Source organism: Georgenia sp. AZ-5, assembly GCF_043952095.1.
GTDB lineage: Bacteria > Actinomycetota > Actinomycetes > Actinomycetales > Actinomycetaceae > Georgenia.
This window is the reverse complement of sequence record NZ_JBINOU010000001.1, coordinates 3,321,037-3,335,945: the sequence shown is the minus strand read 5'-3', so window position 1 is coordinate 3,335,945 and position 14,909 is coordinate 3,321,037. Positions and strand designations below refer to the sequence as shown.

At 73.6% G+C, this 14,909-nt stretch carries 13 protein-coding genes; 9 read left to right on the top strand and 4 right to left on the bottom strand.

The window, feature by feature from the left end:
• Positions 1-14 precede the first annotated feature (14 nt).
• From ilvC to ACF0H8_RS15620, 7 genes are all read left to right on the top strand, one after another.
• On the top strand, positions 15-1,043 hold the full coding sequence (gene ilvC, locus ACF0H8_RS15650) for a ketol-acid reductoisomerase (protein WP_395289815.1): 1,029 nt from the start codon (positions 15-17) through the stop codon (positions 1,041-1,043).
• Positions 1,044-1,187: 144 nt separating this feature from the next.
• Positions 1,188-2,243: a 3-isopropylmalate dehydrogenase gene (locus ACF0H8_RS15645; protein WP_395289814.1), complete on the top strand. Its 1,056-nt coding sequence runs from the start codon at positions 1,188-1,190 to the stop codon at positions 2,241-2,243.
• Positions 2,244-2,355: 112 nt separating this feature from the next.
• The gene (locus ACF0H8_RS15640) at positions 2,356-3,510 is read left to right on the top strand and encodes a branched-chain amino acid aminotransferase (RefSeq protein ID WP_395289813.1); all 1,155 of its coding nucleotides are present in this window, start codon (positions 2,356-2,358) and stop codon (positions 3,508-3,510) included.
• 496 nt (positions 3,511-4,006) lie between these two features.
• Positions 4,007-5,653 (top strand): citramalate synthase, encoded by a 1,647-nt coding sequence (cimA, locus tag ACF0H8_RS15635; RefSeq protein WP_395289812.1) that lies wholly within the window; start codon positions 4,007-4,009, stop codon positions 5,651-5,653.
• Positions 5,653-5,928, top strand: a complete 276-nt coding sequence (locus ACF0H8_RS15630; RefSeq protein WP_395289811.1) for a 4-oxalocrotonate tautomerase family protein — start codon at positions 5,653-5,655, stop codon at positions 5,926-5,928. The genes cimA and ACF0H8_RS15630 overlap by 1 nt, the downstream gene beginning before the upstream one ends.
• A 45-nt stretch (positions 5,929-5,973) precedes the next feature.
• The gene (locus ACF0H8_RS15625) at positions 5,974-7,023 is read left to right on the top strand and encodes a lipoyl protein ligase domain-containing protein (protein ID WP_395289810.1); all 1,050 of its coding nucleotides are present in this window, start codon (positions 5,974-5,976) and stop codon (positions 7,021-7,023) included.
• Positions 7,024-7,175: 152 nt separating this feature from the next.
• Positions 7,176-7,934: a nuclear transport factor 2 family protein gene (locus tag ACF0H8_RS15620; RefSeq protein WP_395289809.1), complete on the top strand. Its 759-nt coding sequence runs from the start codon at positions 7,176-7,178 to the stop codon at positions 7,932-7,934.
• A gap of 143 nt (positions 7,935-8,077) precedes the next feature.
• Here ACF0H8_RS15620 and ACF0H8_RS15615 read toward each other — a convergent pair whose 3' ends face one another.
• Positions 8,078-8,827 (bottom strand): YggS family pyridoxal phosphate-dependent enzyme, encoded by a 750-nt coding sequence (locus ACF0H8_RS15615; RefSeq protein WP_395289808.1) that lies wholly within the window; start codon positions 8,825-8,827, stop codon positions 8,078-8,080.
• Between the two features lie 29 nt (positions 8,828-8,856).
• Positions 8,857-9,681 (bottom strand): endonuclease/exonuclease/phosphatase family protein, encoded by an 825-nt coding sequence (locus tag ACF0H8_RS15610; protein WP_395289807.1) that lies wholly within the window; start codon positions 9,679-9,681, stop codon positions 8,857-8,859.
• A 115-nt stretch (positions 9,682-9,796) separates the two neighbouring features.
• Here ACF0H8_RS15610 and ACF0H8_RS15605 point away from each other — a divergent pair, with 115 nt between their 5' ends.
• Both ACF0H8_RS15605 and ACF0H8_RS15600 read left to right on the top strand, forming a co-directional pair.
• Positions 9,797-10,435: a hypothetical protein gene (locus tag ACF0H8_RS15605; protein WP_395289806.1), complete on the top strand. Its 639-nt coding sequence runs from the start codon at positions 9,797-9,799 to the stop codon at positions 10,433-10,435.
• Between the two features lie 18 nt (positions 10,436-10,453).
• Positions 10,454-11,035: an HhH-GPD-type base excision DNA repair protein gene (locus tag ACF0H8_RS15600; protein WP_395289805.1), complete on the top strand. Its 582-nt coding sequence runs from the start codon at positions 10,454-10,456 to the stop codon at positions 11,033-11,035.
• Between the two features lie 379 nt (positions 11,036-11,414).
• Here the strand turns inward: ACF0H8_RS15600 and ybaK are convergent, their stop codons facing one another.
• Positions 11,415-11,906 carry a Cys-tRNA(Pro) deacylase gene (gene ybaK / locus ACF0H8_RS15595; RefSeq protein WP_395289804.1) on the bottom strand — a complete coding sequence of 164 codons (492 nt, stop codon included), beginning with the start codon at positions 11,904-11,906 and terminating at the stop codon, positions 11,415-11,417.
• A gap of 308 nt (positions 11,907-12,214) precedes the next feature.
• Positions 12,215-14,893 (bottom strand): DEAD/DEAH box helicase, encoded by a 2,679-nt coding sequence (locus tag ACF0H8_RS15590; RefSeq protein ID WP_395289803.1) that lies wholly within the window; start codon positions 14,891-14,893, stop codon positions 12,215-12,217.
• Positions 14,894-14,909 lie beyond the last annotated feature (16 nt).

The following is a 14,909-nucleotide window of genomic DNA, read 5'->3' as shown; positions in this document are numbered from 1 at the left end:
GAAGGAGAACCACCGTGGCTGAGCTGTTCTACGACGACGACGCCGACCTGTCCCTCATCCAGTCCAAGAAGGTCGCCGTCATCGGCTACGGCAGCCAGGGGCACGCGCACTCGCTGAACCTGCGCGACTCCGGGGTGGAGGTTGTGGTCGGCCTGCGCGAGGGCTCCGCCTCCCGGGCGAAGGCCGAGGAGGAGGGCCTGGCGGTGGCCACCGTCGCGGAGGCCGTCAAGCAGGCCGACGTCGTCATGATCCTCGCGCCCGACCAGGCGCAGCGGAACCTCTACGCCCAGGACATCGAGCCGAACCTCAAGGAGGACGCGGCCCTGTTCTTCGCGCACGGCTTCAACATCCGGTTCGGGTACATCAAGCCCGGCGCCTCCCACGACGTCTGCATGGTCGCGCCCAAGGGCCCGGGGCACACCGTGCGCCGCGAGTTCGAGGCCGGTCGCGGCGTCCCGGACATCGTGGCGGTGGAGCAGGACGCCTCCGGGCAGGCCTGGGACCTGGCGCTGAGCTACGCCAAGGCGATCGGCGGCCTGCGCGCCGCCGGCATCAAGACCACGTTCACCGAGGAGACCGAGACCGACCTGTTCGGCGAGCAGGCGGTCCTGTGCGGCGGCGTCTCGCACCTGATCCAGGCCGGCTTCGAGGTCCTCACCGAGGCGGGCTACCAGCCCGAGGTCGCCTACTTCGAGGTGCTGCACGAGATGAAGCTGATCGTCGACCTCATCTGGGAGGGCGGCATCTCCAAGCAGCGCTGGTCCGTCTCCGACACCGCCGAGTACGGCGACTACGTCTCCGGCCCGCGGGTCATCACCCCCGAGGTGAAGGAGAACATGAAGGCCGTGCTGGCCGACGTCCGGTCCGGCGCCTTCGCCGACCGGTTCATCAAGGACCAGGACGCGGGCGCGCCGGAGTTCAAGGAGCTGCGCGCCAAGGGCGAGAACCACCCCATCGAGGCCACCGGCCGCGAGCTGCGCAAGCTCTTCGCGTGGGCGAACACCCGCGACTCCGACTACGTCGAGGGTCACGCCGGCCGGTGACGCCACCGGCGGGGCGGGCGCCGCGGCGCCCGCCCCGCCGCCCCTGCCGGGCAGCCGGCACACTCCTCCGCGGGCCCGGGGCCCGTTTGTCACATCGTGAGCACGCGGTCCCGAAAAGTGGACCGAAAGGTAAGGTCTGGACCCATGACTCGCACGATCAACCTCGCAGTGGTGGCAGGCGACGGCATCGGCCCCGAGGTGGTGGCCGAGGGGCTGAAGGTCCTCGACGCGGTGCTCGCCGGGTCCGACGTGCGCGTGGAGCGCACCGCGTTCGACCTGGGCGCCGCCCGCTGGCACCGCACCGGCGAGACGCTCACCGACGAGGACCTCGCGGCCATCCGCGGGCACGACGCGATCCTGCTCGGCGCCATCGGCGACCCGGGCGTCCCGTCGGGGGTGCTGGAGCGCGGCCTGCTGCTCAAGCTGCGCTTCGCGCTCGACCACTACGTGAACCTGCGGCCGTCCCGGCTGTTCCCGGGGGTGCCCACCCCGCTGGCGAGCCCCGGGGACGTCGACTTCGTCGTCGTCCGCGAGGGGACCGAGGGCCCCTACGTGGGCAACGGCGGCGCCATCCGGGTCGGCACCCCGCACGAGGTGGCCAACGAGGTCTCGGTGAACACCGCGTTCGGCGTCGAGCGCGTCGTGCGCGACGCGTTCGCCCGGGCGCAGGCGCGGCCCCGCAAGAAGCTCACGCTGGTGCACAAGCACAACGTGCTCGTCCACGCGGGCCACCTGTGGCGGCGCACCGTCGAGGCGGTCGGGGCCGAGTACCCCGAGGTCGCCGTCGACTACCTGCACGTGGACGCCGCGACCATCTTCCTCGTCACCGACCCGTCCCGGTTCGACGTCATCGTCACCGACAACCTCTTCGGCGACATCCTCACCGACCTCGCCGCCGCGATCACCGGTGGTATCGGCCTGGCCGCCTCCGGGAACATCAACCCCGCCCGCTCCACGCCGTCGATGTTCGAGCCGGTGCACGGCTCCGCCCCGGACATCGCCGGGCAGGGCAAGGCGGACCCGACGGCGACGGTCCTGTCCGTCGCGCTGCTGCTCGAGCACCTCGGGCTGCCTGAGGAGGCACGGCGGATCAACGACGCCGTGGCCGCCGACATCTCGGAGCGGGACGGCTCGCCCCGCTCGACGAGCGCCGTGGGCGACGCGCTGGCAGCGCGCGTGAGCGCACGAGTATCGGCCTGACCGGCAGGGCCCGCCCCGCCGTCGTGCCCTCGCGCCCGCCCGCCGGACCTGACGCCGGCGGGCCGGGCGGCGCTACCGTCGCCCCCGAACCCGTATCGAAGAAGGTCTGTCAATGAGCACCCCCTCCGAGGTCACCACGCTGACCGGGCCCTCCGCCGCCGAGCTGCCCGGCGCGCAGGAGCTGGCCCCCCGCTTCCCGCTCACCCGCAACCCGGCCCCCGCCGGCGACCCCCAGCACGACGCCGTGATGGGGAGCCTGACCTTCGGCGTCGCCTTCACCGACCACATGGTCCGCGCCACCTGGACCCCCGAGCAGGGCTGGCACGGCCACCGCACCGAGGCCTTCGCGCCGATCACCCTCTCGCCGGCCGCCGCGGTGCTGCACTACGGCCAGGAGATCTTCGAGGGCCTCAAGGCCTACCGGCACGCCGACGGGTCGGTCTGGACGTTCCGGCCCGGCTTCAACGCCGCCCGGTTCAACGCCTCCGCCCGCCGCCTGGCCATGCCCCTACTGCCCGAGGAGGACTTCGTGGCCTCCCTCGCCGCGCTCGTGCGGGCGGACGAGCGGTGGGTGCCGGGCGTCGAGGGCTCCAGCCTGTACCTGCGGCCCTTCATGATCGCCACCGAGCCGTTCCTCGGCGTGCGCTCGGCCCACGAGCTCGAGTACCTGCTCATCGCCTCGCCGGTGGGCCCCTACTTCGTCAACGGCTTCCAGCCGGTGTCGATCTGGGTGGCGCAGGACTACCACAGAGTCGGCCCGGGCGGCATGGGCGCGGCGAAGACCGGCGGGAACTACGCCGCCTCGCTCCTGCCGCAGCAGGAGGCCTACGACAAGGGCTTCGAGCAGGTCTGCTTCCTGGACGCCGCGACGAACACCCACCTCGAGGAGCTCGGGGGGATGAACGTGTTCGTGGTGGACGCCGACGGGACCGTCCGCACCCCGGCGCTGACCGGCACGATCCTCGAGGGCGGCACCCGCGCGGCCATCCTGCAGCTGCTCCGCGACTCCGGGCGCACCGTGCGCGAGGAGACCATCGAGCTCGCCGCGCTGCTGGACCAGATCCGCTCCGGCCAGGTGGCCGAGACCTTCGCCTGCGGCACCGCGGCGGTGATCACCCCGATGGGCCGCCTCGCGGGGGAGGGCTTCGACGTCACGGTCGGAGACGGCCGGCCCGGCCCGATCACGACCGAGCTGTACGAGACGCTCACCGACATCCAGTACGGGCGCCGCCCCGACCCGCACGACTGGATGTACCGGCTCGTCTGACGAGCCGCGGCCCGGCGTCGGTGGCCCGGAGACCCGCACCGGCTGGCCGGTCGCCGTCACCGGCTGGGCGAAGGTGGTGGACGACGCCGACACGCAGGCCGGTCCCTGGCGCGCCGCCCCCGCGCCCGGGGCACCTGGGGAGAAGGCGCTGGCGATCGTCATCCCGTTGACCGAGGTCACGGGGCGCCGGCTGCGGTCCTGCAGCGGGCGTGCCGAGCCCCGTCCGTCCGCATGCTGGCCGAACGCGTCCCGCCTGGGGACGTGGTGTGGCACACTGACCGCGTGACGCAGTCCCAGCTGATTATCGGCTAGCGCATCGGGCACACCCGCCCGGTGCGCAGACCTCCCGTACCCCGGGGGGTCTTTTTGTTGCCGGGGCCACCCCTCCCGGCAACGAGCCGCCGGGACGGTCCCGGCGGCGACCGGTACCGGCACCACCCCGTCGGCCTACGCTGGGGCAGCGTCGATCGGACGCCCACGCCCAAGGAGCACCCGCATGTCCAGCACCGTCGCCCCCTCCGGCCTCGTCGATCCCGCGCGTGACGCCGCCGCCCCCGCGTCGGTCGTGCAGGTCTACGACACCACGCTGCGCGACGGCGCCCAGCAGGAGGGCATGAACCTCTCGGTCGCCGACAAGCTCGCCATCGCCGCGCTGCTCGACGAGCTCGGCGTGGGCTACATCGAGGGGGGCTGGCCGGGCGCGATCCCCAAGGACACCGAGTTCTTCGCGCGCGCCGCCAAGGAGCTGGACCTCACCCACGCGCGCCTGGCCGCCTTCGGATCCACCTGCAAGGCGGGCAGCCGCCCGGAGGACGACCCGCAGGTGCAGGCCCTGGTGGACTCGGAGGCGCCGGTCGTCACGCTGGTCGCCAAGAGCGACATCCGGCACGTCGAGCGCGCGCTGCGCACCGACGGCGCCGAGAACCTCCGCATGGTCGACGCCACCGTGCGCTACCTCGTGGGCCTGGGGCGGGAGGTGGTCCTGGACGCCGAGCACTTCTTCGACGGCTACCGCTACGACGCCGGCTACGCGCTCGAGGTGGTCCGCACCGCCTTCGACGCCGGGGCCGCCACCGTGGTGCTGTGCGACACCAACGGCGGCATGCTCCCGGAGTGGGTCACCCAGGCGGTGCGGGAGGTCCGGGCGGTCACCAGCGGGCGTCTCGGCATGCACGCCCACAACGACTCCGGCTGCGCCGTCGCCAACACCCTCGCCGCCGTCGCCGCGGGGGCCGGGCACATCCAGGGCACGGTGAACGGCTACGGGGAGCGGACCGGCAACGCGGACCTGCTCACGTGCGTCGCCAACCTCGAGCTCAAGCTCGGCCGGCAGGTGCTCGACGGCGAGGGGCTGCGCGACGCCAGCCGCGTCTCCCACGCGATCTCCGAGATCACCAACATCACGCCCTACGGGCGCCAGCCGTACGTGGGCGCCTCGGCGTTCGCGCACAAGGCGGGCCTGCACGCCAGCGCGATCCGGGTGGACCCCGACCTCTACCAGCACATCGACCCGCTCGCCGTGGGCAACGACATGCGCATGCTGGTCTCGGAGATGGCCGGGCGGGCGTCGGTGGAGCTCAAGGGCCGCGAGCTCGGCTTCGACCTGGCCGGCCAGGCCGAGCTCCTCGGCCGGGTGACCGAGCGGATCAAGGACGCCGAGGCGCAGGGCTACACCTACGACGCCGCCGACGCCTCGTTCGAGCTGCTGCTGCGCGAGGAGATCGACGGCGCCGCGCCGCACTACTTCGACGTCGAGAGCTGGCGGGCGTTCGTCGAGCACCGTCCCGGCGCCGCCGGCCCGACCGACGCCGAGGCGACGGTGAAGCTGCGCACGGGCCGGGGCCGCATGGTCAGCACGGGGGAGGGCAACGGGCCCGTCAACGCGCTCGACGACGCGCTGCGCCGCGCCCTCGTGGGCACCTACCCCGAGATCGAGGACTTCGCGCTGACGGACTACAAGGTGCGCATCCTCGACTCCCAGCAGGGCACCGACGCCATCATCCGCGTGCTCATCGAGCACTCCGACGGCGCGCAGAGCTGGTCGACGGTGGGCGTGGGCACCAACATCATCGAGGCGAGCTGGGAGGCGCTGACCGGCGCCATCGTGTGGGGCCTGCTGCACCACGGCGTGGAGCCGCGCTGATGCCGCTGGTCGAGGTCACGCTGACCGAGGGCCGCTCGCCCGAGCAGCTGCGCGAGCTGATGCGCCGGCTCCACGAGGCGGTGCGCACGAGCCTCGACGCCCGCCCGGAGGGCATCCGGGTGATCGTGCGCGAGGTGCCCCGCACGCACTGGTCGGCCGGCGGCCGGACGCTCGCCGAGCGCGACGCCGCGGAGGGGCGGGCCGACGGTGGCGTCACCGGCGGGGAGCTCACCGGGGACGACGCCGCCGGCGGGCGTCCGGCCACGGCGGTGTGAGGGGCGGCACGGCGTTCGCGCCCCGTCCGGACCTAAAGTTGGCCCATGCATGGTGAGTACAAGGTTCCCGGCGGCAAGCTCGTCGCGGTCGACGTCGACGTCGAGGACGGGCGGCTCGCCCGCGCCAGGGTCTCCGGGGACTTCTTCCTCGAGCCAGACTCGGCGCTGGAGGACATCAACGCCGCGCTGGAGGGCATGCCGGAGTCGGCGTCGGCCGAGCAGCTCGCGCAGGCCATCTCGGGGGCGCTCGACGAGGGCGTGAGCCTCGTCGGGTTCTCGCCCGAGTCCGTCGGCATCGCGGTGCGCCGGGCGCTCGGCCGCGCGACGAGCTGGGCGGACCACACGTTCGACGTCATCCACGGCGGCGCCGTGCACCCCGCGCTCAACGTCGCGCTCGACCAGGTCATCCCCGAGGAGGTGGCCGCCGGCCGCCGCGGTCCCACCATGCGGATCTGGGAGTGGGACGCGCCGCTGGTGGTGATCGGCTCCTTCCAGTCCGTGCGCAACGAGGTCGACACCGAGGCGCTCGGCCGGCACGGCATGTCCGTGGTGCGCCGCATCTCCGGCGGCGGCGCGATGTTCATGGAGCCGGGCAACTGCATCACCTACTCCCTGGTGGTGCCCGGCTCGCTGGTGGAGGGGCTGAGCTTCGAGCGCTCCTACGCCTTCCTCGACGACTGGGTGCTCGGCGCGCTGGCCGACGTCGGCGTCAGGGCGCGGTACGTGCCCCTGAACGACATCGCCTCCGAGGCCGGCAAGATCGGCGGCGCCGCGCAGAAGCGCTTCGCCTCCGGCGTCGTGCTGCACCACGTGACGATGAGCTACGACATCGACGCCGACAAGATGCTCGACGTGCTGCGCATCGGCCGGGAGAAGATGTCGGACAAGGGCACCAGGAGCGCGAACAAGCGGGTGGACCCGATGCGCTCGCAGACGGGCATGGCCCGCGAGGACATCATCGACGCGTTCATCGACCACTTCCGTGGCCGGTACGACACCCGGATGTCGGACTACACGGACGCCGAGCTCGCCCGGGCGGAGGAGCTCATGGAGACCAAGTTCCTCGCCGACGACTGGACCTACCGGGTGCCGTGACGCTCGCGGGGGCCTCGGCGGCCGTGCCGTGCCCGGCGTTCGGGTGCCCGGCCGGCGTGCGGGACGGTCGGCCCCCCTCAACGGGCGTCTACCGGGCGGGCACGCTCGCGCCTAGCCTTGGTGCCGCACGAGCGAGCTCCGTGGAGGTCGGGATGACCAACCGGGAAGTCATCGTCGAGGCGTTCGACGCCCTCTTCCGCGCGCGGGACGCCGCGGCGCTGGACCGGTACATCGACGAGGGGTACGTCCAGCACAGCGCCGACGTGGCGGACGGGCGGGAGGGCCTGCGCGAGCTGCTCGACGCCCTGCCCCAGGACGCGACGTTCGAGCTGCACCGGGTCGTCGAGGACGGCGACCTCGTCGTCAGCCACGGCACGTTCCGGGGCTTCGGCCCGGAGGACCTCGTCGGCTTCGACATCCACCGCATGCGAGACGGCCGGGCGGTGGAGCACTGGTCCGTGGAGCAGCCCGTCGTGGCCGAGACCGCGTCGGGCCACTCGCAGACGGACGGGCCCACCGAGGTGACCCAGCCGGAGCGGACCGAGGAGAGCCGGGCGCTGGTGGACCGGTTCGTCCAGAAGGTGCTCGTCGAGCACGACTTCGCGTCCGTCCCGGAGTTCTTCGACGACGACCGCTTCGTCCAGCACAACCCGATCGTCCGGGACGGCGTGAGCGGCCTCGGCCAGGCGTTCGTGGAGCTCGGCCGGCAGGGCAGGTCCGTGACCTACACGCGGCGGCACATGCTCGTCGCCGAGGGCGAGTTCGTGCTGTCGGTGGCCGAGGGCACCTTCGGCGACCGGCCGACCGTCTTCTACGACCTCTTCCGCGTGGAGGACGGCAAGATCGCCGAGCACTGGGACGTCGTCGCCGACAAGCCGGCCGACCTGCCGCACGGCAACGGCCTGTTCTGATCCCGCGCGCGGCTCGTTCTGACCCTGCGCGCGGCTCGTTCTGACCCTGCGCGCGGCCGGTTCCGACCCGGCGCGGCTGGTTCGACCCTGCGCGCGGCGACCCCACCACCGTGCCGGGCTGATCGCCTGCACGCGCCGGCGACTCACGCGTAGGCCCGAGCCCCGAACACCGCCGTTCCCACCCGCACCATCGTCGCCCCGGCCGCGACCGCGATCTCCAGGTCCCCGGACATGCCCATGCTGAGCTCGACGGCCCCGGCCGTGCCCGGTGCGCCGGAGGTGACCACGGCGTCGCGCAGCGCCGCGAGGCGGTCATAGCTCGCCCGGACGACGGCGGCGTCGGGGGAGTGGGCGCCCACGGTCATGAACCCCCGCAGCCGCAGGTGCGGCAGGGCCCCGACGGCGGTGGCGAGGTCGGCCGCCTCGTCGGGGGCGGCGCCGGACTTGCTCGGCTCGGCCGACGTGTTCACCTGGACCATCACGTCCAGCGCCGCGCCCGGAGCACCCGCGTCGGCGCCGGCCCGCCGCGCCGCGGCCTGGTCCAGCCGCTCCGCGAGGCGCAGGGAGTCCACGGACTGCACGCACGAGGCCCAGCGCAGCACCTGGTTCACCTTGTTGGACTGCAGGTGCCCGATGAAGTGCATCTCGTGCGAGGGGACGCCGGGAGCGGCCAGCGCCGGGCCGGTGGCGACGAGCTCCTGGGCGCGGTTGTGGCCCAGCAGGTCCGCCCCGGCGTCCAGGGCGGCGCGGATGGCCTCGACCGGCTGGGTCTTCACCGCCAGCAGCAGCCGCACCCCGGCCGGGTCTCGCCCGGCCGCCGCCGCGGCACCGGCGACGCGCCTGCGGACCTCGGCGAGACCGGCGGGGATGCGCTCGCTGAGGTCCTCGGTCACCCGACGACGATACCGGCCCGCCGCGCCCCTCAGGCCCCGGCGTGCGGCGCTCTGGCGGGCTCCGCCGTCGTGCGCTCCAGGGATCCGGCGCCGCCGACGGAGATGCCGACGCGCAGCGCCCGGTGGTCCGACATCTCCAGGTTCACCGACTCGCCGCGCTCGACGACGCTCACCTCGCCGTCGACGAGGATGTGGTCCAGCTGCCGGTCCGGCCGCTCGAGCGGGAAGGTAGGTGCGGAGACGAGCGGGCGCAGCCCGCTGACCCGCGCCGGCCGGCCGCCGGCGATGTTGAGGTCGCCGAGCAGCAGCAGCGGGCGCGGCAGGTCGCGCGTCGCCCGGACGAGGTGGCGCAGCTGGGCCACGTTCCAGCCGGGGATGAACGTCAGGTGCGTCGCCACCACGCTCAGCGTGCCCTCGGGGCTCTCGATCACCGCGGCGACGGCGGTGCGCCGCTCGTCCTGCACCTGGACGGGGTGGCGCCGCCCCGGGAAGAGCACCGGCACCCGCTGCTGCGGGCTGGGCAGCGTGAGGACCTTCCAGTGGTCCACCGGGAACCGGCTGAGCAGCGCGATGCCGTAGACCGACGCCTCCGGCTGCTCGTCGCCGGTCGCCGCCGTCCACAGGTCCGGGGTGCCGTGCATGGTGGCCGCGAAGCGGTGCTCGGGCGCCCCCATCGCGGCGGCGGCCATGGCGGTGAGGTCGGCGCCGTGCGAGCGCGGCTGGTCCCGGTCGACCTCCTGCATCGCCAGGATGTCGGCGTCCAGCTCGCGGACCGCGCCGGTGAAGCGGTCTAGGTCGACCCGGCCGTCCGCGAGCGAACGGCCGTGGAGGATGTTGAACGTCGCGATCCGCACCGATCGGATTGTGCCCGTTCCGGCCGGATCACGCGCGCCGTCACGGCCGCCGCGCACCCGGACCGGCGCGGGCGGCTGATGTGCGGCGCCGCGGTCCATCGTGTAGACCCGCAGCATGGACAAGGACGAACGCGCCCTGCTGCGGGAAGGCCTGCGGATCGCCGGGGCGGCGCTGCACGCGGCCGACATCCCGTTCGCGCTCGCCGGCGGGTACGCCGCGTGGGTGCACGGCGCCCCCGAGTCCGACCACGACGTCGACTTCGCGATCCTGGAGAAGGACGTCGACCGCGCCAAGGAGGCGCTCGCGGCCACCAGCCTCGACGTCGAGCAGCCCGTGGAGAACTGGCTGTTCAAGGCCTACAACTCCGGGGCCCTGATCGACGTCATCTTTCGCGTCGCCGGGGCGGACGTGACCACGGAGCTCCTCGACCGCGCCGAGCGCTTCGACGTGCTCGGCGTGAACATGCCGGTCCTGCCGTCCACCGAGGTGGTCACCGGCAAGCTCCTCGTCCTCACCGAGCACCGGTGCGACTACTCCACCCTGCTGCCGGTGGTCCGGGCCCTGCGCGAGCAGGTCGACTGGGCCAAGGTCAGCGTCCGGACCGCGGAGAACCCCTACGCCGAGGCGTTCCTGTTCCTGCTGGGCCGCCTGGGCATCGTCACGGAGGGCGCGCCGGTGTTCCCGGATCTGGCCGCCCGGGAGGCCGACACGCCCGAGCCACGTCCCGGCATCCCGGTGATCGAGGCCGACTGAGGCTGGCAGGATCGCCCCATGGACCACGACCTGCACATCACCGGCGACGACGCCGCGGACGAGCTCCTCTCCACCGACCCGCTGGCCCTGCTCATCGGGATGCTGCTGGACCAGCAGGTCGCGATGGAGACGGCCTTCGCGGGGCCGAAGAAGATCCAGGAGCGCCTCGGCGCCCTCGACGCCGCCACGCTGGCCGGCACGGACCCCGGCCGGCTGGAGGAGGTCTTCCGCACCCCGCCCGCCGTGCACCGCTACCCGGGGTCGATGGCGGCGCGCACCCAGGCGCTGTGCACCTACCTGGTGGAGCACTACGACGGCGACGCCGCCGTGCTGTGGACCGCCGGCGAACCCGACGGTGCCGAGGTGCTGCGGCGCCTGAAGGCGCTGCCCGGCTTCGGCGACCAGAAGGCGCGCATCTTCCTCGCCCTGCTGGGCAAGCAGCTGGGACTGCAGGCGCCAGGGTGGCGGGAGGCCGCCGGCCCGTACGGCGAGGACGGCTCGCGCAGGTCCGTGGCGGACATCGTCGACGCCGAGTCGCTCGCCCAGGTGCGGGAGAACAAGCGCGCCGCGAAGGCGGCCGCGAAGGCCAAGAAGGGCTGACGGGTCCTCAGCCGCCGATCCCGATGCCGAGCTCGCGCGCCATCGCGGGCAGCAGGTCGTGGGCGTCATCCTGGGCCACGGTGGCCCCACGCAGCCCCGACACGCCCGCGACGCCGGCAAGCCGGCAGCCCCGGAGCTGCACGCGTGTCGAGCCGGCAGTCCACCAGCGTGACGCGGCGCCAGCGGCTGCCCGCAGCCCGGACGCGGTCGAGGGCGGAGGCCTCGAGCTGGGCGTGCGTCAGCTCGGGCAGCTCGGCACCTGTCAGGTCGACGCCCACGTGGGTGGCCGAGTCCAGCGCGAAGCCGTCGAGCTGCCGGAGCTGCGGCGCGACGTCGGGCGCGGACGGGCGCCGGAATGCTGCCCGGCCGCCGCGCCCGGTCACCGGGACACCACGGCGGTGACGGCCCCGGTGACGGCGACCAGGTCCGCCGGCGCCAGCTCCACGTCGAGCCCCCGCCGCCCGGCGCTGACGAGGACGGTCGGGTGCGCCATCGCGCCGGCGTCGACGACCGTCCGCAGCCGGCTGCGCTGGCCGAGCGGCGAGATGCCGCCGACGACGTAGCCGGTCGCGCGCTCGGCCGCGGCAGGCTCGGCCATCTCGGCCCGCTTGCCGCCGGCCGTCGCCGCGAGCGCCTTGAGGTCGAGCCGGCCGGGCACGGGGACGACGGCGACCGTGAGGGCGCCGTCGACGCTGACGACGAGGGTCTTGAGGACCCGGGCGGGGTCGACGCCGAGCACGGCCGCGGCCTCCTCGCCGAAGCCGAGCGCGCTGCGCGGGTCGTGCTCGTACTCCCGGACGACGTGCGCGACGCCCGCCTGCACGAGGACCCGCAGTGCCGGCGTCCCCGCCGGAGCCTTCTTCTTCGCCATCCGCCGATGGTCTCAGGGCACCGTCCCGCCGTCCCCCCGCCAGATGTCATCTTCTCCGCGAGACGTCATTTGCTCCTGGGATGTCACTTCCTCTGCTGTCGTCCTCGCCAGAGGCCGACGCTTCGCCCGGACGTCCGGCTGCGGGATACCGGCCCCTCGCGCCGCGTGGCTCCTGAGGACGGGGCCACCGGCGCCCGGCGGTGGAGCCACGACAGGTCCGCGAGCGGATGACATGTCGGGGAGGAGATGACAGCTCGGGGAGGAGATGACATCTCGCGACATCTCGCGCCCAAACGAGACGAGCGGGGTCAGCGCGGGCCGACGTCGAGGACGCGGAGGACCACCGCGTCGGCGACGTCGGAGGCGTCGAGGTCCACCAGCGCGGTGATGCCCCAGTCGTGGTCGCCGTCGGGGTCGTCGAAGGTCTGCCGCGCGAGCCACACCCGGGAGCCGCTCGCGAGGTCCGCCAGCGTGGTGCCCGCGAGCGCGGCGGGCAGGTCGGCGTCGGCGGGCCTCTCGGCGATCTCCACGAGCGAGGCCGCCCGGGCCTCCGGGCCGGTGCCGAGCCAGTCGTACTCGTCCCAGTAGGGCGCCACGGCCCGCTCCCAGCGGGCGGCGTCCCACCCGGCGTCGCCGTCGAGGTTCCCCAGGGCCTCGTAGGCCTCCCGCGCGAGCAGGTCCACCCGCCGGAACAGCGCGTTGCGCACGGCGACCCGGAACGCGTGACGGTTCCGGGTGAGGGCGACGTGGCCGTCCTCGTCCGCGCCGAAGCGCCGCTCGGTGGCGGTGGGGGCCACGTCGTCGAAGACGGCGACCGCCCCCGCGGCCGCGGCGGCGCCGGCGGCGAGGGCCTCCCACTCGTCCAGCAGCGAGGAGTCGACGGACCGGACGAGGTTTCCCAGCCAGTCCACGATCGCGGCGACCTCGTCGGTGCGCGCCCAGTCCGGCACCACCTGGCGCAGCGCACGGTACGCGTCGGTGAGGTAGCGCAGCACCACGCCCTCGGAGCGGGCGAGCTGGTAACGGGAGACGAGCTCCGAGAAGGTCATGGCCTGCTCGACCATCTCCCGGACCACCGACTTCGGCTGCAGCTCGTAGTCGGCCACCCACGGGTTCGCCTGCCGGTAGGTGGCCAGGGCTCCCTCGAGCAGCTCGGCCAGCGGGCGCGGCCAGGTGACGTCCTCGAGCAGCGCCATGCGCTCGTCGTACTCCAGGCCCTCGGCCTTCATGGCGCCGACGGCCTCGCCCTTGAGCTGGCGCTGCTGGGCGTACAGCAGCGGGCGGGGGTCCTCCAGGGTCGCCTCGATGACGGAGACGACGTCGAGCGCGAAGTCGGGGGACTCGCGGTCCAGCAGCTCCATCGCGGCCAGGGCGAAGGGGGACAGGGGCGCGTTGAGCGCGAAGTCCCGCGGCAGGTCCACGGTGAGCCGGACGTACGGCTGGCCGGGGTGCGCCCGGCGCCAGGCGGCGTCGGCGTGCTCGACGACGCCCGCGGCCCGCAGCGACCGGTAGATCTCGATGGTCCGGCGCAGGTGGAGGTTGCGGTCGGTGCGCGGCTCGTGGTTGTCGGTGAGCAGGCGGTACATCGACCGGACCGGGTCGCCCGGCCGGCCCATTACCGACAGCACCATGGTGTGGGTGACGCGAAACTGGCTGCTCAGCGGCTCGGGGGCGGCGTCCCGCAGCCGCTCGAAGGTCTTGTCGGTCCAGTTCACGACCCCGGCGGGCGCCTTCTTCCGCACGATCTTGCGGCGCTTGCGCTCGTCGTCGCCCGCCTTGGCCAGGGCCTTGGCGTTCTCGATGACGTGCTCGGGGGCCTGGACGATGACCTCGCCGGTGGTGTCGAACCCGGCGCGGCCGGCCCGGCCGGCGATCTGGTGGAACTCCCGCGCGGTGAGGTGGCGGGAGCGCTCGCCGTCGAACTTCGTCAGCGAGGTGATGACCACGGTGCGGATGGGCACGTTGATGCCGACCCCCAGGGTGTCGGTGCCGCAGATGACGCCGAGCAGGCCCTGCTGCGTGAGCCGCTCGACGAGGCGGCGGTAGCGCGGCAGCATCCCGGCGTGGTGGACGCCGACGCCGTGGCGCAGCAGGCGGGAGAGGATCGCGCCGAAGCCGGGGCCGAAGCGGAAGTCGCCGATGGCCGCGGCGACGCGGTCGCGCTGCTCGCGGCTAGCCACCTGCACGGAGGTGAGCGACTGGGCCCGCTCGACGGCGTCCTTCTGGGCGAAGTGCACCACGTACACCGGCGCCCGGTGCGTCTGGAGGAGCTCGAGCAGCAGGTCCTGGATCGGCTCCACCGAGTAGCTGTAGGTGAGCGGCACGGGGCGCTCGGCGTCGTCGACGACGGCGACGTCCTTCACCGTGCGGCGCTCCAGGTCCTTCACGAAGAAGGACACGTCCCCCAGGGTCGCGCTCATGAGCAGGAACTGGGCGCCCGGGAGCTCGAGCAGCGGCACCTGCCAGGCCCAGCCGCGCTGGGGGTCGGCGTAGAAGTGGAACTCGTCCATGCACACAAGGGCGTCGGCGCCAGCGCCTGGACCGCCGTCGCGCAGCGCCTGGTTGGCGAGGATCTCGGCGGTGCAGCAGATGATCGGGGCGTCGGGGTTGATGGCTGAGTCGCCGGTGACCATGCCGACGTTCGCGGACCCGAACAGGTCCACCAGGTCGAAGAACTTCTCCGACACCAGCGCCTTGAGCGGCGCCGTGTAGTACCCGGTGCGGCCGGTGGCCAGCGCGGTGAACAGCGCGCCCATGGCCACCAGCGACTTCCCGGACCCGGTGGGGGTGGCCAGGATGACGTGGGAGCCGGAGACCAGCTCCATCACCGCCTCCTCCTGGTGCGGGTAGAGCGTGATGCCCGTGTCGGCCGCCCAGGAGCCGAAGGCCTCGTAGATCTCGTCGGGCCCGGGCGGGGCCGCCGCGGAGTCCTCCGCCTCTGGCAGGAGGTCGTCGAGGACGAGGTTGAGGGCGGCGGTCGCTGGCATCCTCCGATCCTCTCAT